At 73.1% G+C, this 20,666-nt stretch carries 14 protein-coding genes; 6 read left to right on the forward strand and 8 right to left on the reverse strand.

Going from position 1 to position 20,666, the window contains the following annotated elements:
• Window positions 1-260: 260 nt before the first annotated feature.
• Window positions 261-671: a RidA family protein gene (locus ACLJWH_RS39155; protein ID WP_411146588.1), complete on the reverse strand. Its 411-nt coding sequence runs from the start codon at window positions 669-671 to the stop codon at window positions 261-263.
• A 378-nt stretch (window positions 672-1,049) separates the two neighbouring features.
• Here ACLJWH_RS39155 and ACLJWH_RS39160 point away from each other — a divergent pair, with 378 nt between their 5' ends.
• Window positions 1,050-1,178, forward strand: a complete 129-nt coding sequence (locus ACLJWH_RS39160) for a hypothetical protein (protein ID WP_411146589.1) — start codon at window positions 1,050-1,052, stop codon at window positions 1,176-1,178.
• Between the two features lie 980 nt (window positions 1,179-2,158).
• Here the strand turns inward: ACLJWH_RS39160 and ACLJWH_RS39165 are convergent.
• Window positions 2,159-3,187: a YncE family protein gene (locus tag ACLJWH_RS39165; protein WP_411146590.1), complete on the reverse strand. Its 1,029-nt coding sequence runs from the start codon at window positions 3,185-3,187 to the stop codon at window positions 2,159-2,161.
• 523 nt (window positions 3,188-3,710) lie between these two features.
• Between ACLJWH_RS39165 and ACLJWH_RS39170 the strand changes: the two genes are divergently transcribed.
• Window positions 3,711-6,062: a GH92 family glycosyl hydrolase gene (locus tag ACLJWH_RS39170; RefSeq protein WP_411146591.1), complete on the forward strand. Its 2,352-nt coding sequence runs from the start codon at window positions 3,711-3,713 to the stop codon at window positions 6,060-6,062.
• Window positions 6,063-6,177: 115 nt separating this feature from the next.
• Here ACLJWH_RS39170 and ACLJWH_RS39175 read toward each other — a convergent pair whose 3' ends face one another.
• The 6 genes from ACLJWH_RS39175 to ACLJWH_RS39200 all read right to left on the reverse strand — a co-directional run bounded on the left by ACLJWH_RS39175 (window position 6,178) and on the right by ACLJWH_RS39200 (window position 13,684).
• Complete coding sequence (locus ACLJWH_RS39175; protein WP_411146592.1) at window positions 6,178-8,655, reverse strand: ABC transporter; 2,478 nt, start codon at window positions 8,653-8,655, stop codon at window positions 6,178-6,180.
• Between the two features lie 20 nt (window positions 8,656-8,675).
• Window positions 8,676-10,028 (reverse strand): NAD(P)/FAD-dependent oxidoreductase, encoded by a 1,353-nt coding sequence (locus ACLJWH_RS39180; RefSeq protein ID WP_411146593.1) that lies wholly within the window; start codon window positions 10,026-10,028, stop codon window positions 8,676-8,678.
• Entirely contained in the window at window positions 10,025-10,219 is a 195-nt protein-coding gene (locus tag ACLJWH_RS39185) for a ferredoxin (RefSeq protein ID WP_411146594.1), read from the reverse strand. Before ACLJWH_RS39185 ends, ACLJWH_RS39180 begins: the two co-directional genes overlap by 4 nt.
• Before the next feature lie 112 nt (window positions 10,220-10,331).
• On the reverse strand, window positions 10,332-11,597 hold the full coding sequence (locus ACLJWH_RS39190) for a cytochrome P450 (protein ID WP_411146595.1): 1,266 nt from the start codon (window positions 11,595-11,597) through the stop codon (window positions 10,332-10,334).
• A 222-nt stretch (window positions 11,598-11,819) separates the two neighbouring features.
• On the reverse strand, window positions 11,820-12,440 hold the full coding sequence (locus ACLJWH_RS39195; protein WP_411146596.1) for a TetR/AcrR family transcriptional regulator: 621 nt from the start codon (window positions 12,438-12,440) through the stop codon (window positions 11,820-11,822).
• 98 nt (window positions 12,441-12,538) lie between these two features.
• Complete coding sequence (locus ACLJWH_RS39200; RefSeq protein WP_411146597.1) at window positions 12,539-13,684, reverse strand: CapA family protein; 1,146 nt, start codon at window positions 13,682-13,684, stop codon at window positions 12,539-12,541.
• 199 nt (window positions 13,685-13,883) lie between these two features.
• On the opposite strand from ACLJWH_RS39200, the gene ACLJWH_RS39205 reads away from it, so the two are divergent.
• From ACLJWH_RS39205 to ACLJWH_RS39220, 4 genes are all read left to right on the forward strand, one after another.
• On the forward strand, window positions 13,884-14,831 hold the full coding sequence (locus ACLJWH_RS39205; RefSeq protein WP_411146598.1) for an aminoglycoside phosphotransferase family protein: 948 nt from the start codon (window positions 13,884-13,886) through the stop codon (window positions 14,829-14,831).
• A 132-nt stretch (window positions 14,832-14,963) separates the two neighbouring features.
• Entirely contained in the window at window positions 14,964-15,695 is a 732-nt protein-coding gene (locus ACLJWH_RS39210; protein ID WP_411146618.1) for an alpha/beta fold hydrolase, read from the forward strand.
• 168 nt (window positions 15,696-15,863) lie between these two features.
• A complete protein-coding gene (locus ACLJWH_RS39215) occupies window positions 15,864-18,182 on the forward strand; it encodes a glycosyl hydrolase family 95 catalytic domain-containing protein (protein ID WP_411146599.1) in 2,319 nt (772 codons plus the stop codon).
• 97 nt (window positions 18,183-18,279) lie between these two features.
• Window positions 18,280-20,622, forward strand: a complete 2,343-nt coding sequence (locus tag ACLJWH_RS39220) for a glycosyl hydrolase family 95 catalytic domain-containing protein (protein ID WP_411146600.1) — start codon at window positions 18,280-18,282, stop codon at window positions 20,620-20,622.
• Window positions 20,623-20,666: the final 44 nt, after the last annotated feature.

A 20,666-nucleotide genomic window follows, 5' to 3' on the forward strand; every position in this document is an offset into this window, starting at 1 on the left:
GCTGCTTACCGCCCACCTCGGCATCCCCCGGGGTGAACTGCCCCCTGCTTCACCCGGATTGCTGCGACAACCCGGGGGTAAGGTCTCTCACCTCACTCGACTCCATGGCGCCTCGTGGCGCACCCACACGCTACGACAAGCGCGGGTACGTCTATCTCGGCACCGTCACCGCCGCCACCCTCCTCATTTGGCTCCGGTCGTGATCGGAGCCAGAACACGGGTGGGACGGTCGGTCGCCGTGGCAGGGAAGTTCTTTCGGCTCAAGAATCGAGCACAGCGGCGATGGCTTCGATCTCTACGAGCTGGCCGTCGTAGCCGAGCACGGTGACACCCATCAACGTGCTGGGCACGTCATGGTCGTCGAACGCGTTCCGGACCACCTCCCACGCCGTCACCAGGTCCTCCCGCCGGTGGGAGGCAACGAGAACGCGAGTGCTGATGACATCGTGCAGTGACGCGCCGGAGTCTGCCAGAGCGGTCCGCATGTTCTCCACGGCCTTGGCCGCCTGTCCTGCGACGTCTCCGATCGCCGCAGTGGAGCCGTCCTCATTCAGCGGGCACGCTCCGGCGAGGAAGATCAGCCGCGACTCGGCCGGAGCCGTGGCCGCGTAGGCGTACTCTGCGACATCGGACAAGGACTCAGAGCGAATCAACGTGACGGCACTCGGCACGGGCTTCCTTTCGCGGTAGATCCGGGGCACTCACGACCTTCTCAAAGATTGACTCCGCGTTCGACCCGATTCCCTGGCCGTCGACTCCTGCGATGGCCGCTGCCGGCCGCCGAATGGATCTGCGCGGTCAGCCCGTCAACACCCGCCACGTGCTGATCCCGTACCCAAACCCGACGAATCACGTGATCGAAGAGACACCGCCTAGTCCACTACGAGGCACCGGAGATCTCGCGGAGCATCCTGGAGACAGGCACCGCTGTACCGACGAAGGAAGCTGACGTATACGCGCTGGGCGCGTCCCTGTTCATCTCCGCTACCGGCTGGAGGCACGTTCCCTACCCGGACGACGCAGACCGGAGGGACCAGCGCCAAGCCATCGTGGACAAGCCACACCGGCCAATCACGGTGCCGGGCAAGCTCGGCAAGCTCATTGAGCAGATGATGAGCCGCAACCCGGCCGACCGGCCGACCAGCGCCGAAATCTGCGGAGAACTCCGGGCTGTCTGACATTCGCATGTCCGGGCAGGCCGCCACCCGTTCGAACACGTCCCTACGGCTGACAGCCGCCCCGCGGAGCCGAGCAACGCGCCGTGGGTGAGGTGGCCGGGCTCGGTCACCACCGACGCCGCGGTCCCGCGCAGCTCATCGACGAGTCCGCGGGCTGCGGGGCTGCTGGTCTACGGGCTGCGTCGTCGACGGCTGAGAACCGGGTGACGAGGCACGCCCGTTCCGGACTCGGCACGGCAGGGGCCGAGATCCGCGCCGGATGGGTGCTGCCGTCCGCGTGCCCGATGGTGCTGTCTGCTGACAGGCTCACTGCCATCTCCCTGTCGTGTCGGTGGACACCTCCCAACATCGCCCCACCAAGTCATGTGCACAAGCGATGGTTTGGCATGGCGAACATGCGGTCCACACATGGATGCGCTCGTCGAGGAGTGCAGGTGGGAGTAGGCGACGTACAGGAAATTCCGTAGAGATTGAGTTCGGTGGGGTCGGGAGAGGAGCTCGGCGAAGAGGACTGCCGCGGCCCGAAGGAGGGATGGACCACGGTCCACAGTGACCGCGGCTGCACGGCGAAAGCGCCTTCGGCCCGAAGGCTGGCGGCGGGTTACTTTTCGGTCGGGGCGCCGTTCGTCAACGGCACCCCACAGCCACCTGTCCTGTCGCACTCAGGCCGGCGGATTCTCACCCGGTCCCATCAGGCTTGGCAGATTCTCAGCTGACCGCGCCCTGAGCGGCGGCGTACCTGATCACCGCGGGCAGTGGCGCGGGCGCGGCCGTCACCCTGCGCCCGAAGCGCTCCGAGGCCAGTGGCAACTCCGCAGTCCTGGCGGAAGGCTTGACGAGCTCTCGTGTCGGGCAGGGCGTGGTGGACGTGGTGCAGGCCGTGTCCGGCGGCTTCCTTCTGCGCGGTGAGAAGTGCGCATGTCAGAAGGCGTCGTCACGGCCTGCACGATGAGAGGGGGCAGGCCCTCCCGCTACTGCGGTCAGGCTTGGGTGGGTGCTGCGGTGACGGCATTCTGGGGGATGCCGGACACGCTGAAGGGAGTTCCGGCTTCTCCGTCGGGGGTGATCAGGACGGCGGTTCCCGTGGAGTAGGCGACCAGGAGGGTGCCGTCCGGGCCCATGCACAGGATGGGGGAGGCGTCGGGGTCGGCAGGGAAGGTGTCGGTGGAGGTGAGCGTGGTGGGGTCGAGGATGACGCCGCCACGGTCGTGGTAGACCGCGTAGAGCCGTTCTCCGTCCGGGGACAGGGCGATGGCCCCGGGCGGGCGGCCCTTGGCCTGGGCGGTGATCTGAAAGGTCTGTGTGTCGAGGACGACGAGCGCGTCGGTCGACTTCGGCTCCCAGGCGTAGAGCCGGCTGTCGTCCGCGCTGAGCAGGACCCGTACTCCCGTGATCTTTTCGACGGTCGTTCCGATGTCCACCGGCCCGAGGACCTGGCGGGGCTTGTCCATGGGCTCTTCTTCTTCGTCGTCCGAAGCGGTGACCGGCGGATCGTCGCGGTCCGCCAGCTCCAGCATCGCCACCCTGGGGGTGATGCCCGCGGGGCTCCAGAAGTTCCCGCTGGTGCCCATGTACACGCGCTCGCCGTCACCACTGAGCGTCAACCCGCCCTCGGTCCCCGGCAGATCGTAGTGACGTACGGAAAGGTTCGTCTTCGTGTCCACCTCGTACAGGGTGCGGCCGGAGTTGGCGGTCACCAGGAGCCGCTCGCCGTCCGGTGACAACGCGGCGTGGCCCAGATTGCCGTCTTCGGGGGCCACGTCGTCGTCGTGGGGCTGCAGCTGGACGCAGTCGATGATCGAGACCGCCGTCGGGTCGTGCGCGTCAACCACGTACAGCCGGTCCACTCCCGGCTGCCCCGCCAGGGACCGGGGGCTGATGAACCCTTGTGACGTGGAGGCCCTGACCTTCCCCTCGGCCGGATCGATCACCACGATCGCGCTGTCGGACTGGTCCTCGTTCCGGCCCTGGCAGGCGAGATAGAAGTGGTAGGAAGCACCTTCGGACATGCGGATCTCTCCTTGGAACGAGGCTCGTGTCTGGAGACGCCATAGTCGCGGATACCGTTCAGAGCGGCTGGTCCTCGCACGAGAACCAGCCACGGTGCTCGCAGCCTGGAGCAGTCCTGACGCGCAGTCAGCGGCGCAAGTCCGCCAGGCCGCCGAGCTCATGGCCCGGACTACTGCGGCGCGAACCGAAGCCTGACCGGACTCGGTACGGCAGCCCACTCCGGGATTCCGCGGAAGCCAGCTCTACCGAGAATGCGCGCATGGAGGGTTCTCGACCAACCTGGCAAACCTAAAGCTCCGGCGAGATCCACGGACAACCCCAGTGCGACGGGACACCACCGCCGACCGCCCGGCAGTTCACCGCCGCAGCCCCGCAACCCCGGTCACCCTCCCGCGCTCTTGACGCGCTCCGGACAAGCGCCAAGAATGAATCAACCCGCCTGACAACGTTGTCGATCGGCCGGGGCACATCCGCCGCCCGGTCGGCCGTCCGCTCAGCGACGACTCTCCGGAGGTCCCGACCATGCCATGGCTCCGTCGTATCCGGCTGCGTACCGCGGGGGCGGTACTGGCGGCCGCGCTCCTCGGGAGCGCGCTCGGCGCCCCCGCCGCGCGGGCCGCGCAGCCGGCCGGCCCGCTCACCGACCTGGTCAACCCGTTCATCGGCAGTCAGCACGAAGGCAACACCTTTCCCGGCGCCGCCGTCCCCTTCGGGATGGTGCAGCTCTCCCCCGACACCGGTCACGACACCGGTTACGACTACGACGACGACCACATCCGCGGTTTCGGCTCGGTGCACCTGTCCGGTGTCGGCTGCGGGCTGGGCGGCGATCTGCCGGTGCTGCCCACCACCGGCGACATCACCGAGACCGACTACGCGAAGTACGCGGCCGCCTACCGCCACGACGACGAGTCCGCCCGCCCCGGCTACTACCGCGTCGGCCTGTCCTCGTACGGCGGAATCACCGCGGAGCTGACCGCCACCGCCCGTACCGGCAAGCAGCGTTACACCTTCCCGGCCACCGACAAGGCCAATGTGCTGCTCAACGCGGGCCAGTCGCTGCACCGGACGGTCACCACCCGTGTCGAGGTGCTGGACTCGCGCACCGTCCGCACCACCATCACCGGCCGCGGCTTCTGCCAGGACACCGAGCCGTACACCGTGCACACCCTCACCCGCTTCGACCGGCCGTTCGCGTCCTACGGGATCTGGGACGGCGACACGGTGACGGCCGGCGCCCGGAGCTCCACCGCCACCGGCCGGCACGGCGTATATGTCCGCTTCGACACCCGTGCGGACCGTACCGTCGAGGCCACCACCGCCCTCAGCTACGTGGACGCGGCGGGCGCGGACCGCAATCTGCGGGCCGAGGGCGGCCGTTCCTTCGACGCGACGAAGGCCGCGGCCGACGCCGCCTGGGAGCGGCGGCTGGGCGTGGTGCGGGCGACGGGCGGCGATGCCACCCTGCACCGGACCTTCTACTCCTCGCTCTACCGGTCCTTCCTCGCACCGAACATCGGCAGCGATGTGGACGGCCGCTACACCGGCTGGGACAACCGGACGCACCGCGCCCGGGGGTTCACCTACTACCAGAACTGGTCCTTGTGGGACACCTACCGCACCCAGGCGCCGCTGCTGTCGCTGCTGGCACCGCACGAGTCCCGGGACATGGCGCTGTCGGTGCTGCGGATCGACAAGGAGAGCGGCTGGCTGCCCAAGTGGGGCTACGGAACGGTCGAAACGAACATCATGACCGGCGATCCGGTCACGCCGTACCTCACCAACGCCTATCAGCAGGGGCTGCTGGCCGGCCACGAGGAAGAGGCGTACGCGGCGCTGCGCAAGAACGCCGACGGGGTGCCGCCCGCCGCCTCGCCCGCCGTGGGCCGGGAGGCCAACGCGGAGTACCTGACGGGTGGGTTCGCCCCGTACATCAAGGGCCGCGCGCACCCCAAGCCCGGCGATTCCGACTTCGACCACGGCGCTTCGGCGACCCTCGAATACGCCCTGTCGGACGCGATGCTGGCCCAGATGGCGCGCGATCTGGGCCACCGCGCGGACGCCGACCGCTACGCGGTGCGGGCCCGCAACTACCGCAATATCTTCGACCCTTCGACGGGGTTCTTCCGGGCCCGCGACGAGCACGGCGCCTTCACCGGGCCCGCCGACCCGGCCAGGAGCGAGGGGTTCCACGAGGGCACCGCCTGGCAGTACCAGTGGCTGGTCCCGCAGGACCTGCCGGGGATGCTGGACCTGATCGGCGGCAAGGCGGCCGCCGACCGGCGCCTGGACTCCTTCTTCGCCTACCAGGAGCTGCTCAAGGACCCGGGGCGGACCGCCCGCCAGGTGTGGGTCAACGGGCCGTACGACTACGACAACGCGGACAAGTACAACCCGCAGAACGAGCCCGACCTCATCGCGCCGTACACCTATCTCTCCACCGGCCGTCCCTGGAAGACGACGGACGTGGTGCACGCGGCGCTGACGCTCTTCACCGACACCCCCGCCGGGATGACCGGCAACGACGATCTGGGGACCATGTCGGCGTGGATGGTGCTCTCCTCGATCGGGGTGTTCCCCGTGCAGCCGGGCACCGCCACCTGGGGACTGAGCACTCCGGTCTTCGACCGGGTCGACCTGACCCTGGACCGGCGCTATTACCCGGCGGGCCACTTCACCGTCACGGCGCCCGGCACCTCGGCCACCGACCGCTATGTCCAGTCGGTCCGCCTGGGCGGCGCCGCGCACGACCGGACCTACCTGACCACCGCCGATCTCCGTACGGCCCGCGAACTGGCCTTCTCGGTGGGCCCGGAGCCGTCCGCCTGGGGTACCGGCGACCGCGCCGCGCCACCGCCGGTACCGACGCGGTGACCATCCGCCCGGTACCGGCACGGAGCCGGCCCCGCCCGTGGGTCAGCCGGCGTCCGACCCGTGAGGGGGCACCCCGCATCCGGCCGGCCCTTCCGGGGCCGGCCCGGGTCCGGCCTCACGCCTCCGTACGGGACAGGCGCCGGGCCAGGTAGGGCGCGGTGCGGCTGTGCGGCGCGGCCGCGACCTCGGCCGGGGTTCCCGCGGCGACGATCCGGCCGCCGTCCGCGCCGCCGCCCGGTCCCAGGTCGATGACGTGGTCGGCGCCCGCGACCACCCCCATGTCGTGCTCCACGACGACCACCGTGTGGCCCGCGTCCACCAGGCCGTGCAGCTGGCGCAGCAGCACCTCGGTGTCGGCGGGGTGCAGTCCGGTGGTGGGCTCGTCGAGGAGGTAGAGGGTGTGGCCGCGGCGGGTCCGCTGGAGTTCGGTGGCCAGTTTGATGCGCTGTGCCTCGCCGCCGGAGAGTTCGGTCGCCGGCTGGCCGAGCCGCAGATAGCCCAGACCCACGTCCTGGAGGGTGCGCAGACTGCGGGCGGCCGCGGGGATGTCGGCGAGGAAGCCGGCGGCGGTGTCGACGGTCATCGCCAGCACGTCGGCGACGGTCCGGTCCCGGTAGGTGATCTCCAGTGTCTCGGGGCGGTAGCGGGCACCGTGGCAGGCGGTGCAGGGCGCGTACGTACCGGGCAGGAAGAGGAGTTCGACGGCGACGAAGCCCTCTCCCCGGCAGGTCTCGCAGCGGCCGCCGGCGACGTTGAACGAGAACCGGCCCGCCGAGTAGCCGCGCGCACGGGCCGCGTCGGTGGCGGCGAAGACCTTGCGGACGGCGTCGAACAGCCCGGTGTAGGTGGCGAGGTTGGAGCGCGGGGTGCGGCCGATCGGCCTCTGGTCGACCCGCACCAGCCGGTCGACCGCCGCCAGGCCCCGGGCGCCGGTGAGCTGGGCCCGTGCCGTCACACCGGCGTCGGTTCCGGTGTCCGCGTCGGCGTCCGGGCCGGATTCCGCGGTCCGTTCCTCCGCCGTGGCGCCGAGCTGCTCCCGCACGGCCTCGGCCAGGACGCGGGTGACCAGCGTCGATTTACCCGATCCGGAGACGCCGGTGACGGCGGTGAAGACGCCGAGCGGGAAGACGGCGTCCAGCGCGCGCAGATTGTGCAGGGTGACGCCGTACAGGGCCAGCGTGCCCGACGGGCGGCGGGGCGTCCGGTCGGCGGGCGGTTCGGTGGCGAAGAGGAACCGGCGGGTGGCGGAGTCGGGGACGTCCGCGAGGGCGGCGACCGGGCCGCTGTGCAGCACCTGGCCGCCGTGCTCCCCGGCCCGCGGACCGACGTCCACGAGCCAGTCGGCGCGCCGCACCACGTCCATGTCGTGCTCCACGACGAACAGCGAGTTGCCGGCCTCCTTGAGCCGGCCCAGCACCGTGAGCAGCGACCGCGTATCGGCCGGGTGGAGTCCGGCGGACGGCTCGTCCAGGACGTAGACGACGCCGAAGAGACCGGACCGCAGCTGGGTGGCGAGCCGCAGCCGCTGGAGCTCGCCCGCGGAGAGGGTGGGCGAGGGCCGGTCCATGCTGAGGTAGCCCAGGCCCAGTTCGGTGAGCACCTCGATCCGGGCCACCAGGTCGCGGGCGAGCGTCGGGGCCACACCGTCGTCCGGGCGCCCGGCCGTGGGGCGCAGCAGTCCGGCGAGGGCGCTCAGCGGCAGACCGGCGAGGGCGGCGATGTCGTGGCCCTCGAAGGTGACGGCCAGTGCCTCGGGGCGCAGCCGCCGCCCGGCGCAGACCGGGCACGGTTCGGCGACCAGGAAGCCCCGTACGCGCTTGCGCAGCGTCTCGCTCTTGGAGTCGGCGAAGGTGTGCAGCACATAGCGCCGGGCGCTCATGTACTGGCCCTGGTAGGGGCGTTGGATGCGGCCGGCGGCGCGGACCGGCTCGACGGTGACGACGGGCTGTTCGTCGGTGAACAGGATCCACTCGCGGTCGGCCCGCGGCAGCTCGCGCCAGGGGCGGTCGATGTCGTGACCGAGGGTGGCGAGGATGTCGCGGAGGTTCTTGCCCTGCCAGGCGCCGGGCCAGGCCGCGACGGCGCCGTCGCGGATGGACAGCGCCGGGTCGGGGACGAGGGAGTCCTCGGTGACCCGGTGGACCCGGCCCAGGCCGTGGCATTCGGGGCAGGCGCCGGCGGCGGTGTTGGGCGAGAAGGCGTCCGAGTCGAGCCGCTCCGGCGCGTTCGCCGGATAGTCGCCGGCCCGCGAGAACAGCATGCGCAGGGAGTTGGAGAGGGTGGTGACGGTGCCGACCGAGGAGCGTGCGGTGGGCGCGGAGCGCCGCTGCTCCAGCGCGACGGCGGGCGGCAGGCCGGTGATGTCCTCGACCTTGGGGGCGCCGACCTGGTGGATCAGGCGGCGGGCGTAGGGGGCCACCGACTCGAAGTAGCGGCGCTGCGCCTCGGCGTAGAGCGTGCCGAAGGCGAGGGACGATTTGCCCGATCCGGACACCCCGGTGAACGCGACCAGCGCGTCCCTCGGGATGTCCACATCGATCGTGCGGAGGTTGTGCTCACGGGCGCCGCGCACCCGTACGTACGAGTCGGTCATCCCTCCATGATCGGGCACGGTCAGCCGGTGGTGACGGCACGGACCGTGGCGCGCGCCTCCTCCCACGGGACGGGGGTGGCGACGACCGCGCGCAGGGCCCGCAGCTGGCGGGGCGGGAGCCCGGCGGCCAGCACGCCGACGGCGGCGCCGCCCCGGCCGAAGAGGGCGACGGTACGGCGCTCGGCCCGGTCCAGGACGGTGGTCTCGACCTGGTCGGCGCCGTCGGTCAGCCCGTACGCCTGGATCTTGATGTCGTACTGGTCGGACCAGAAGTACGGCACGGGGGCGAAGGGGCGGCGTTCCTGGGCGGGCGCGGGGGCCTGGTCCGCCGTGGTGGCCGGGTCGCTCCCGGCCGCCCGCGGGGTCTGCGCGGCCAGTTCGGCCAGCAGGTTGCGGGCGGCGGCCATCCCCTGCTCGGTGGCGTTCAGCCGGTGCTCGAAGCGGAGCGGCAGGCCGTGCGCCGGATGGTCCCAGCGGGCCACGTCGCCCGCGGCGTAGATACCGGGGGCGGCGGCGCAGTACGCGTCGCAGCGCAGCCCGTCGGTGGTGTCCAGCGCCGGGTCGCCGCGCAGCCAGTCGACGGCGGGCTCGGAACCGATGGCGAGCAGCACGGTGTCGGCGGGCAGCCGGGTGCCGTCGGCCAGCCGCACGGCGGTGACCCGCGGTCCGTCCGGTGCGTCGTCGGTCCCGGCCGCTGCCCCTTCCGCCGCCTCGTCCGCTGCTCCGGGGCGCGTCTCGAATCCGTCCACGGCGCCGGTGACCAGCCGTACGCCCCGCGCGCGGTGTTCCTCGGCGAGCAGTGCGCCGACCTCGGCGCCGACGGTCCGGGCCATCGGCACCGGGTCGCGGCCGACGAGGGTGACGTCATGGCCCAGCTCCCGTGCCACCGCGGCGGCTTCACAGCCGAGTACGCCGTTGCCGACGACCACCAGCCGCCGGGCGGGGCCCGCCAGCCGGGCGCGCAGGGCCAGGGCGTCGTCGAGGGTGCGCAGGGTGTGCACCCCGGCGGTCCGGTCGGCGCCGGGCAGGGTGCGGGCCGCGACACCGGTCGCGATGATCACCCCGGCGCAGCCGAGCCGCTCGCCGCTGTCGAGGGTGAGGGTGCGGGTGGCCGTGTCCAGGCCGGTCGCCCGGGTGCCGAGCCGCAGGTCGAGGCCGAGCGGATCGAGCTGGTCGGTGGTGCGCAGCAGCAGCCGCTCGGGCTCCCAGACGCCGTGCAGCAGCTGCTTGGACAACGGCGGCCGGTCGTAGGGCAGATGGGGTTCGTCGCCGATGAGGGTCAGCGGGCCCCGCCAGCCGAAGCGGCGCAGCGCCTCGACGGCGGCGAGTCCGGCCGCGGCGGCGCCGACGACGGCGATGGGCCGGGCGCTCATGCGTGGATCCGGATGACGGCGGCCGGGCAGATGGCGGCCGCCTCGCGGACCGCGTCGTGCCGCTCGGCGGGCGGCTCGGCGTCGAGGAGGACGACCACGCCGTCCTCGTCACGCTGGTCGAAGACCTCGGGCGCGATCAGTACGCACTGACCGGCGGCGCAGCACGCGTCGGCGTCAAGAGTGATCTTCATGGCAGGAAGCTCCCGTCGGAGGTGAGGTGGGAAGGTAACCGAGGTACGGGTGCGGCGCCGCGGTGCGGTGGGCCGCCCGGCATCACAGGGTGACGGCCGGTGTGTGCCCATGTCACCAGGTGACGGGCAGCGCGTGGCAGCCATAGATCGACATATCAGTACGGAACGGAATCTCCTCGACCGGTACGGCGGGCCGCATCGTGGGGAACCTGCGCAGCAACGTACCGATGACCACCTGGAGTTCGACACGGGCCAGCGCCTGGCCCAGGCACTGGTGGATGCCGTAGCCGAACGCGACATGGTGCTGGGCGTTGGGGCGGCCGGGGTCGAACCGGTCGGCGTCGGCGAAGACGCGGTCGTCGCGGTTGGCCGAGGCCACGGCCACCACGACGCCCTCACCGGCCCGGATGAGGTGCCCGTCGATCTCGATGTCGGTGGTGGCGACCCGGCGCGGTCCGTTACGGATGATGCTGTGGAAGCGCAGCAACTCCTCGACGGCGCCCCGGATCAGGGCGGGGTCCCGGCGGAGCCGGTCGGCGGCCTCCGGGTCGCGCATCAGGGTGAGGGCGCTGAGGCCGATCATGTTGGCGGTGGTCTCGTGCCCGGCGATCAGCAGCAGCGCGGCGAAGGCGGTCACATCGTCGTGGGTGATCTCGCCGGTCCGCTGCTGTTCGGTGATCAGCCGGCCGAGGATGTCGTCGCCGGGCGCCGCCTCCTTGGCGGTGACCAACCGGTCCAGGTAGTCGCGCAGTTCATCGCGGGCCGCCGCCCGCTCGGCGTCGGTCACGCTGCGGGCGAGCAGGGTGCCGGTGAGCCGCTGGAAGGTCTCGTGGTCGTCGTAGGGGACGCCCAGCAGCAGGCTGATGACCAGGGACGGGACGGGCAGTGCGAGCGCCTCGACGAGGTCCACGGGGCCGTCCGCCCGCTCCCGGGTCCGCTCCATCGCGTCGCAGAGGTCATCCGTGAGGCGCTGGATCCGCGGGCGCAGCGCCTCGACGCGCTTGACCATGAATTCCCGGGTGACCATCCGGCGCAGCCGGGTGTGCTCGGGCGGGTCCCGGCGGATGAATGCCCGGTTGTCGGTGTTGCCGCCGCCGGTCATCCCGCTGAGCGGGTAGCCGGGGACGGTGGGGTCGGAGCTGAAGCGGGTGTCGCCGAGGATCGCCCGGATGTCGGCGTAGCGGGTGGCCAGCCAGGCCCAGCTCCCGTCCGCGAGGGAGACCTTGGAGATCGGCTCCGTGGTGCGCAGCGCGCCGAACGCGGTGTGCGGGTCGCCCCGGTCGAGCAGGTTCGCGTGCGGGGGCGGACCGGCGGGGCAGCCGCTCGGTGGCTGGACGGGCAGCGGTGCCGCGGCGGTGGGACGGGTCATTTCGCTCATCACGCTCCTCGCGCGCACACCGGCAGGGGTGTGCGCCATGCGTCGGACGTTCGCCTAACAGCTGTAAACTTACATGTGTATCGACCAACTAAACAGGTCGGGGTACGGGAAATGACGTTGCTTCAGGGAGCCCGGGGGGGGCGACGGGCGGGGAGGGGCGGCGCCGACGGCGCCCGAGGCCCGGCACCGGGCGCCGGGCGCCCGGTGTCCAGCGCTGAGCGCTCAGCGCTCAAGGAGCAGATGCAGGATCTCGTCCACGAACCGGTCCAGCCGGCTGGCGTCCTTGCGGCTCGGCATGACCTGCCAGAGCATGACCCGGCCGTGCACCGACGACCACAGCATGCCCGGCGCCTCGGACCGGGTGCCGCGCACCCGCCAGCCGGCCGCCTCGCAGGCCGCCAGCGCGTCGGACCAGCTGTGCACGATCAGCCGGGCCGGGTGCCCGGACAGCCGCTCGGGGCCGACCGGGGTCTGCCGGGTCTCGTAGAGCAGGCGGTAGGTGGCCGGGTGCGCGACGGCGTAGTGGCAGTAGGCGCGCAGCTCGGCGCGGAGCCGCTCCACCGGGTCGTCGGCGTCGGCCCGCGCGGCGGCCTGCGTCATCGCCTGCGCCAGCCGCTCGAAGCTGACCTCCAGGGTCGCCCAGACCAGTTCGGTCTTGTCGGCGAAGTGCCGGTAGATGCTCGGGGCGGCGACACCGGCCTCGCGGGCCACCGCGCGCAGCGACAGGGCGTCCTCGCTGCCGACCTCCTCCAGAAGCCGCTCGGTGGCCCGCAGGAGGTCCGCCCGCAGGCGCTCGCCCTGGCCGCGCGGGTTCCGGGGCCGGACGGCCGCACTCTCGCTCACTGCCCTCCGGTCCCTTCCCTGGTCTGGTCGCCGTGGTGCGTCACCAGGGTTTCACACCGGGGCGGCCGGGCATACGCGCGCACCGTCCCGGCCTCGGGTCACCTCCCCATCGTCAGCCCGTCCGCCGCGGCGCCCCGGCTGAGGACCGCCTTGCCGATCTTCTTGCGGACGTCGGCGTGGCCGCGGGTCCTGGTGAGATCGACCACCCGCACCTTCGGCCGCTGCACGACGAGCTGCGGGAAGTACTCGGCCTCGGTGACCTGCCAGCGTTCGCCCTCCTCCTCGGGCGGGGCGAACCGGAAGCGGGCGATGGTGCCCCAGTTGCCCTGCGGTTTGCGCATGGCGCCGGAGAGCTGGGCACCCAGGCCGTAGACGACCCAGGTGCCGTTGACCTTCTCGTACGGCTGCGGGGTGTGCGCATGGGCGCCGATGACCAGGTCGATGTCGGGGCGGCCGTCGGTCTGCGAGGCGGTCAGCGCGTGGGCGAGCCGGATCTGCTGTTCGTTGGGGGCGGTCCGGTACTCGGTGCCCCAGTGCGGGCTGACGACCACGACATCGGCGCCGGCCCGGCGGGCGGCCCGCGCATCCGCGATGATCTTCTGGTCGTCGAGGAGGTTCACCGTCCACGGGGCGGCCGCCGGGCGCTGGGCGCCGCCGGTGCCGTAGGTGTACGAGAGCTGGGCCACCCGCGCGCCGTGGGTCCGCAGCAGCGCGGGGCGGGCCCCCTCGGTGGCGCTGCGGGCCGAGCCGGTGTGCCGCAGGCCGACCGTCTCCAGGACCTTCAGGGTGTGGCGTACGCCGGGGACGCCGCGGTCCAGGGCGTGTTCGGAGGCGGTGGCGCAGGAGTCGAAGCCGGTCGCCTTGAGGGCGGTGGCGAGCTGCGGCGGCGCCTGGGCGGTGAACGGTCCGGACAGTGGGCCGAGCGGGGTCTCCAGCTGGCACAGCGCGAGGTCCGCGGCGGAGATCACCGGCCGCACGCCCGCCAGTATCGGCCGGTAGTCGTACTCGGCGTCCTGGTCCGGTACGTCGTCGTGGGCCGTGCGGAGTACGGCGGGGTGCGACGCGCTGATGTCCCCGGAGGCGACCAGGGTGAACGGCCGCTGGCGGGCGACATGGGACACGGGGGCGCCCGCGTTGCCGCGCGGCCTGGGCGCCGGGGACGGCGGGGCGAGGTGCGGGCCGCCGCAGGCCACGGCGAGTGCGGCGAGCACGGCGACGGCCGCACAGCGGGGGTACGCGCTCATGCCCGAACACTTACCAGCAGTCATACGTATGAAGAGCGCTCTTGCGGCGGTGTCCGGGGCGATCCCCTCGTACGGCCCTGCGCGGGCCGGGTGTCCCGGCGGCCGCGGCACCGGCACATCACCGCGCGCCCGGCCGTCCCCCGTACCCGCCGCCGGGCCCGGCTCCGCGTCCCCGGCGGCCCGTCGCTACGCTGCCCCGATGGCGTACTCCCCGCACGACGACGACCGCTTCCCCGCCCAACTGCCCGTGGTCGCGCAGCTGGGGCGGTCCCCGTCCGGGCGGGCCTGGCTCGACCGGCTGCCGGGGCTCGTCCGGGAGGTCGAGGAACGGTGGGAGCTGCGGCTCGGCGCGCCGTTCCACGGCGGCAGCTGCTCCTGGGTGGCACCGTGCGAACGGCCCGACGGCTCGCCCGCGGTGCTCAAGGTGACCTGGCCGCACCGCGAGGCCGAGGGGGAGGCACCCGGACTGCGCGCCTGGGACGGTGACGGAGCCGTACGGCTGCACCGCTGGGACCGCGAGCGCGGCGCACTGCTGATCGAACGGTGCACGCCGGGCACCCCGCTCACCGGCCACCCGTTGCCGCCCGCCGAGCGGCTGACGCTCGCCGCCGGTCTGCTGCGCGACCTGTGGGCCGCGCCCGCGCCGCCGGAGGGCGAGCTGGAGCGGGTGGACCTGGTGTGCGCCGAGTGGGCCGATGTGCTCCAGGAGCGGATGATCCGGCTGCGGCCCGGCTACGATCCGGGGCTGGTCGCGCTCGGCGCGGACCTGCTGCGCACCCTGCCGGTGACGGCCGCCCGCGAGGTCGTGGTGCACGGCGACTTCAACCCCGGCAATGTGCTGGCGGCGGAGCGCCGGCCGTGGCTGGCGATCGATCCCAAACCGATGGCCGGCGACCCGGCGTACGACCCGTGGCCGCTGCTGATGCAGGTCGACGACCCGTTCACGCAGCCGGATCCGCGGCCGGTGCTCCGCGACCGCTACACGCTGGTCGCCGAGGTGCTGGGCGAGGATCCGGCGCGGCTGCTGGCCTGGTCGGTGGCGCGCGGGGTGGAGAGCGCGCTGTGGTACGCGGACGAGGACGATCTCGCGGCCGGGGCACGGGAGTTGGCGCGGGCGCGGGTGCTCGCGGAGCTGGCCGGATACTGACCGGTGGGGAGCCGGGCCGCACCGGTCGCCCGCGCCCTGCCGTGGGGCCGCACGCCCCCTGACCCCCTTCCTGTGACGGTGTGGGACGAGACGGCGCCCGGCGCTCCCCGGGCGGTGCTGGTGCACGGCACGATGAGCCGGGGCACCGACTGTTTCGCGGCGCAGCGGCCGCCGGCCGGGCTGTGCCGCCTCGAACTCGCCGACCGCCGCGGCTGCGGCGACAGTCCGGACCTCGCGCGGAGCGACTACGCGATCGACGTCGAGGACATCGGCCAACTACTGGGCGACGGCGCCCACTTGGTCGGCCACTCCTACGGCGCCGCGGGCGCGATGCCGGCCGCGTCGGCCCGGCCCGCGGCGGTGCGCTCCCTCCCACTCATCGAGCCGTCGCCGCTGCGCACTTGCCGCCGCGCGGCCCGAAGTCGCGGCCGCGCTGACGCGCATCCGCGCGTCGTTCGGGGACGTTCCCTAGGAGCCGGACCCGGTGGAGTATCTGCGGCGGCCCACCCAGCCGTACGGTCCGCCGATGCCGGAGACGACGCCCCGGCCGCCGCGGGCGGTGCGGTCCGCGATGCGCGAACGGCCCGTCCGGGACGCGCGGATACCGCTCGGCCCACTGGCCGCGCCCGGTCTGCCCCAGATGGTGATCAACGGGACCTGGGAGGGCGCGCACCCCGACCACCGGACGTTCACCGGCGAGGCGCTGACGGCGGGCGGGGAGTATCTCGCCGGGGCGATCGGCGCGCGCCATACGCGGGTGCGCGGCGCCACCCACGCCCCGCACCAGGAGCGTCCGGACGTGGTGAACGAGGTCCTCGCCCGGCTGTGGCGGAGCCGACCAGGGCCGCACACCCCACCCCTTGACATCCGAGGTATCTGTTCGAAGGAGGCGAATCGACCGCCAATTCGGCGGCCCCATCGGCCCGTTGGCGTGAGTTCATCCGATGTATGTGGTGCCGGAGGTCTTTCGGAACCCCGGAGCTGCCTGCACTATGCGGGGGGAGTTCAGGGACGAGACCCGGAGGCGCCGCCATGACCGATCTCTCGCGAAGAGCCTTCACCGGTGCGGCGGTCGCCGGCACCGCCGGTGCCTGGGCCGCCGGATCCGGTGCCACCTGGGCCGCCGGCGGCCGGGGCGCCACGGCGGCCCCGCACCGGGACCCGTACGAAACCGCCGTCCGCGCCGCCGCCATGACGTGGCGCAGGCTGCCGGCCGGCTGGCAGCAGGCACCGTTCCTCGCCGACGGGCGGCTCGGCTGCCAGATCTACGCGGGTACCGCGCCGAACACCCTGAAGGTGATGCTCAGCCATACCGAGGTCCAGGACCAGCGCGGCCGGTGGCGGGCCGGGATCGGCTACTCGCGGCTGCCCATCGGATACTTCACGCTCACCCTCGCCGGGACCGTCACCGCCGTGGACTGGTCGCTGGACCTGTGGGACGCGGAGCTGCGCGGCACCGTCACCACCACCCGCGGCAGTGTCCGCCTCGCCGCCCTGGTGCACACCGCCCGCTCCGCGCTGCTGCTCTCGACGCGGCCGAGCGCGGGTGAGTCCGGCGCCGCCTGGTCGTTCACCTGGCTGACCGCGGCGACCACCCGCACCACCGGCAGACCGGCCGACTACACCCCCAACCCCGACCCCCGCACCGCCACCACGGACGCCACCCACGTCATCGAGCAGCCGCTGCTGGCCGGCGGCGGCTGGAGCACCGCCTGGCGCGAGCGCCGTGCGGGCTCCGACCGGCTGCTCGCCGCCCATCTCGTCTACCGCTCCCCCGGCGACCCGGCCGCGACGACGCGGGAGGCCGTCCGGGCGGTCGCCGCGACCCTCGCCGCCGACCCGGACCGGCTGGTCGCCGAACACCGCGCCTGGTGGCACGCCTACTACCGGCGCAGTCTGCTGTCGGTGCCGGACAAACGGCTCCAGAGCTTCTACCTGATCCAGCTCTACAAACTCGGCTCGGCCACCCGCGCCGACGGCCCCGCGCTGTCGGAGTGGGGCCCGTGGTTCCCGGAGACCGGCAACAACTGGACCGGGCTGTGGTGGAACCTCAACGTCCAGATCGCCTCCACCGGCTACCTCGGCACCAACCACCTCGAACTCGACTCGGTGACCGCCGCGTTCCGCCGCTTCGAGGCGAACCTGCCGCTCTCCGTACCACCCGCCTACCGCGACGGGCAGAGCTACGCGCTCGGCCATCCCTCCGACTGGCAGCTGCGGGCCGGGGAGTGGAACGTGGGCGTACCGGGCTCCGGCCGGATCTCCGACAACTTCGGCAATCTGACCTGGGGCCTGCACAACGTCTGGCTGGCGTACCGCCACACCATGGACCGCGCGATCCTGCGCGATGTGCTCTTCCCCGTCCTCGCCAGGGCGCTGAACTTCTACGACCACTTCCTGCACGAGGGCGGCGACGGCCGGCTGCACCTGCCCACCACCCGTTCCCCCGAGTACGCCGACGCCGCCGACTGCACCTACGATCTCTCCCTCATCCGCTGGGCGGCCCGCACCCTGCTCGACGCGGCGCGCACCCTGCGGATCGCGGACCCGCGCGCCGGGCGCTGGCGGGAGATCGCCACCCGCCTGGTCCGGTACGCGCAGGATCCGGCCGACGGTGTGCTGATCGGCGCGGGCGTCCCGCTCGCCGCCTCGCACCGCCACCACTCGCATCTGCTGTGGCTGTACCCGCTGCGCGAACGGGTCTGGGACCGGCCCGCCGACCGGGACCTGATGCGCCGGAGCTTCGTGCACTGGGCCGGGATGCGGGACAGCTGGCACGGCTACAGCTACGCCGTGTCCTCCTCGATGTCGTCGGTGATGGGCGCGCCGGAGCGGGCGCTGGACCTGCTGACCCACTTCACCGACCGGAACACCGTCGCGGACTGTCAGCTGACCGAGAACACGATGTACCGGGAGGGGAAGAACTTCGCGCTGGAGAGCCCGCTGACGGGGGTGCAGTCGATGCTCGACATGGTGCTCCAGGGGCACGGCGGGGTGCTGAAGGTCTTTCCCTCGGTCTCCGGCCGGTGGCCCGATGTCTCCTTCGCGTCGCTGCGCACCCAGGGCGCGTTCCTGGTGGACGCCGACCGGTCCGCGGGGCGGACCCGCTGGGTGCGGGTGCACAGCGAGGCGGGTGCGCCGCTGGTGCTGGAGCACGGCATCGAGGGCGCGTTCACGGTGTCCGACGACCGGGGCCGGCCGCTGCCGTGGCGCTCCGCCGGGCCGGGCCGGATCGCCGTCGGCCTGCCGCGCGGCGGTACGGCGTTCGTCGCGCCGCGGGGCACCGGCCCGGATGCCGGTCCGCGCGAGGTGCCGGCCACGGGACCGGCCCGGCCCTGGGGCCTGCCGTGACCCCGCCCCGGCCGCCCCTCCCGTGTGCCTTCCGCCGCCGTTGCGCAGCCGCCGCTCCCGCCTCCCCCGTCCCCCGCCGCGCCGATGGAGAGATCCGATGACCGATCCCGCCACCCCCGCCCCGTCCAGAAGGAGCGTCCTCGGCGCCGCCGCGCTGGCCGCCGGTGCGGCAGGTACGGCAGGTACGGCCGGACTCGTCGCGGCCGCGCCCGACGCGGCCGCCACGCCCCCGGCCCGCCCGGCGGACGCCGACCCCTGGGTGACCGTCCTCGCCGACGCGGACCTGGTGTGGCAGCGGCTGCCGAAGACCTGGTACGAGGGCCCCTTCCTCGGCAACGCCCTCCTGGGGTCGGGGATCTACGCGGAACCGGACGCCAACGCCGTCCGTTTCACCGTGCAGCACAGCGAAGTCCAGGACCACCGGCCGGAGTTCGGCTCCCTCTTCGGTCTGGCCCGGCTGCCGATCGGTCATTTCGCCCTCGAACCGGTCGGCACGATCACCGGCGTCGACTGGCGGCTGCGGCTGCGCGACGCCGAGCTGACCGGCACCCTGACCACCGACCGGGGCACCCTGGAGCTGCGCGCCCATGTCCACAACTCCCGTTCCGTGCTGGCGGTCGAGGTCCGGCCGAGCGCGGGTGAGCGCGCCTTCCGCTGGGTCTTCCATCCGGCCGAGGCGATCAGCCCCCGCGCCGCCTTCAAACCGCTGCCTGCGGGGTACACCGCCAATCCGCCGGCCCAGGTCGCCGACCACGGCGGGGTGCGGGCCGCGGTCCAGCCGTTGCTGGCGGGCGGGCAGCATGTGACGGCCTGGCGCGAGCGGACGGACCGGGGCGGCGCCCGCACGCTGTACGCGGCCGTCGCGCATTCGCACCCCGCCACCACCGCGCTCGGCCGCGCCCTGCGCTCTGTACGCACGGTGGCCGCGCTGCCGTACGGGGCGGTGGCCCCCGGTCACCGCGCCTGGTGGCACGCCTACTACCGGCGCGGTTTCCTGTCCTTCCCGGACGCCAGGCTCCAGCGCTTCTACTGGATCCAGCTCTACAAGGTGGCCGCCGCGGCCCGCGCCGACGCACCGGTCATGGCGACCTGCGGCCCCTGGCTGGAGCCGACGCCGTGGCCCGCGACCTGGTGGAACCTCAACGTGCAGCTGGAGTACTGGCTGATCCACGGCGCCAACCATCTCGAACTCGACGCGGTGACCCGGGCGCTCGGCGAGTTCCGGGACAGCCTGTCGGACCAGCTGGACGCCCCGTACCGCAAGGACTCGGCGGGCATTCCGCGCACCACCGACACCCGGCTGCGCAACGGCGGCGACGCGGCGGACGGCGGCTACGCGGTCGGCATACCGGGCCAGGATCCGCCGACGCCGGAAGTCGGCAACCTCACCTGGGCGCTGCACAACGTCTGGCTGACCTACCGTCACACCATGGACCCGCGGGTGCTGCGCGAGGTCCTCTTCCCGCTGCTGCGCCGGGCCGTCGCCTACTATCTGCACTTCCTGGAGCCCGGCCCGGACGGCAGACTGCATCTGCCCGCGACCTTCTCCCCCGAGTACGGCGTGAACGCCCCCGACTGCAACTACGACCTGATGCTGCTGCGCTGGGGCTGCGCCACGCTGCTGGACGCGGCCGCCACCCTGGGCGTGCACGACCCGTCGGCCGGCCGCTGGCGCGAGGTACTGGCCAGGCTGGCGCCGTACCCGGTGGACGGCAACGGCTTCATGATCGGCGCCGGGGTCCCGTTCGCCAAGTCCCACCGGCACTACTCACATCTCCTCGCGGTCTATCCGCTGTACGAGGTGAACTGGGAGCAGCCCGGCCAACGGGACCTGATCGAACGGTCGTTGCGCCACTGGGTGGGCTTCGAGGGCGCCTTGCAGGGCTACACCTTCACCGGCGCGGCCTCCATCGCGGCGCAGCTGGGCCGGGGCGAGGAGGCGCTGGAGTACCTGGGCGAGCTGCTGACGCGCTTCATCCGGCCGAACACGATGTACCAGGAGTCGGGGCCGGTCATCGAGACGCCGCTGTCCGCGGCGCAGTCGCTGCACGACATGGTGTGCCAGAGCTGGGGCGGGGTGATCCGGGTGTTCCCGGCGCTGCCGCGGGCGTGGCGGTCGGTGACGGTGCACGACTTCCGCACCCAGGGCGCGTTCCTGCTCGGCGCCGCCCGCGAGGAGGGCCGTACCCGCTGGGTGCGGCTGCGCAGCGAGGCGGGCGCGCCGTGCGTCCTGCGGCATTCGCTGCCGGCCGGCCCGGTCGAGGTGCGGGACGGACGGGGCCGCCCGCTGCCGTACGAGGAGGTGGCGGCCGGCACGGTCCGGATCGCGCTGGACAAGGGCGGTACGGCGGTGGTCACCGCGCGCGGCGACCGGCCGGCGATGCGGATCGCACCGGTCGCGCCGAACGAACCGGCGGCGCGCTGGGGGCTGCCCGCGTGAGCGGCGGCGCCGGGCCCGGCACGCCCGCCATGAAACCCGCCATG

This window comes from Streptomyces sp. x-80 (assembly GCF_046549095.1).
Taxonomy (GTDB): Bacteria; Actinomycetota; Actinomycetes; order Streptomycetales; family Streptomycetaceae; genus Streptomyces; species Streptomyces celluloflavus.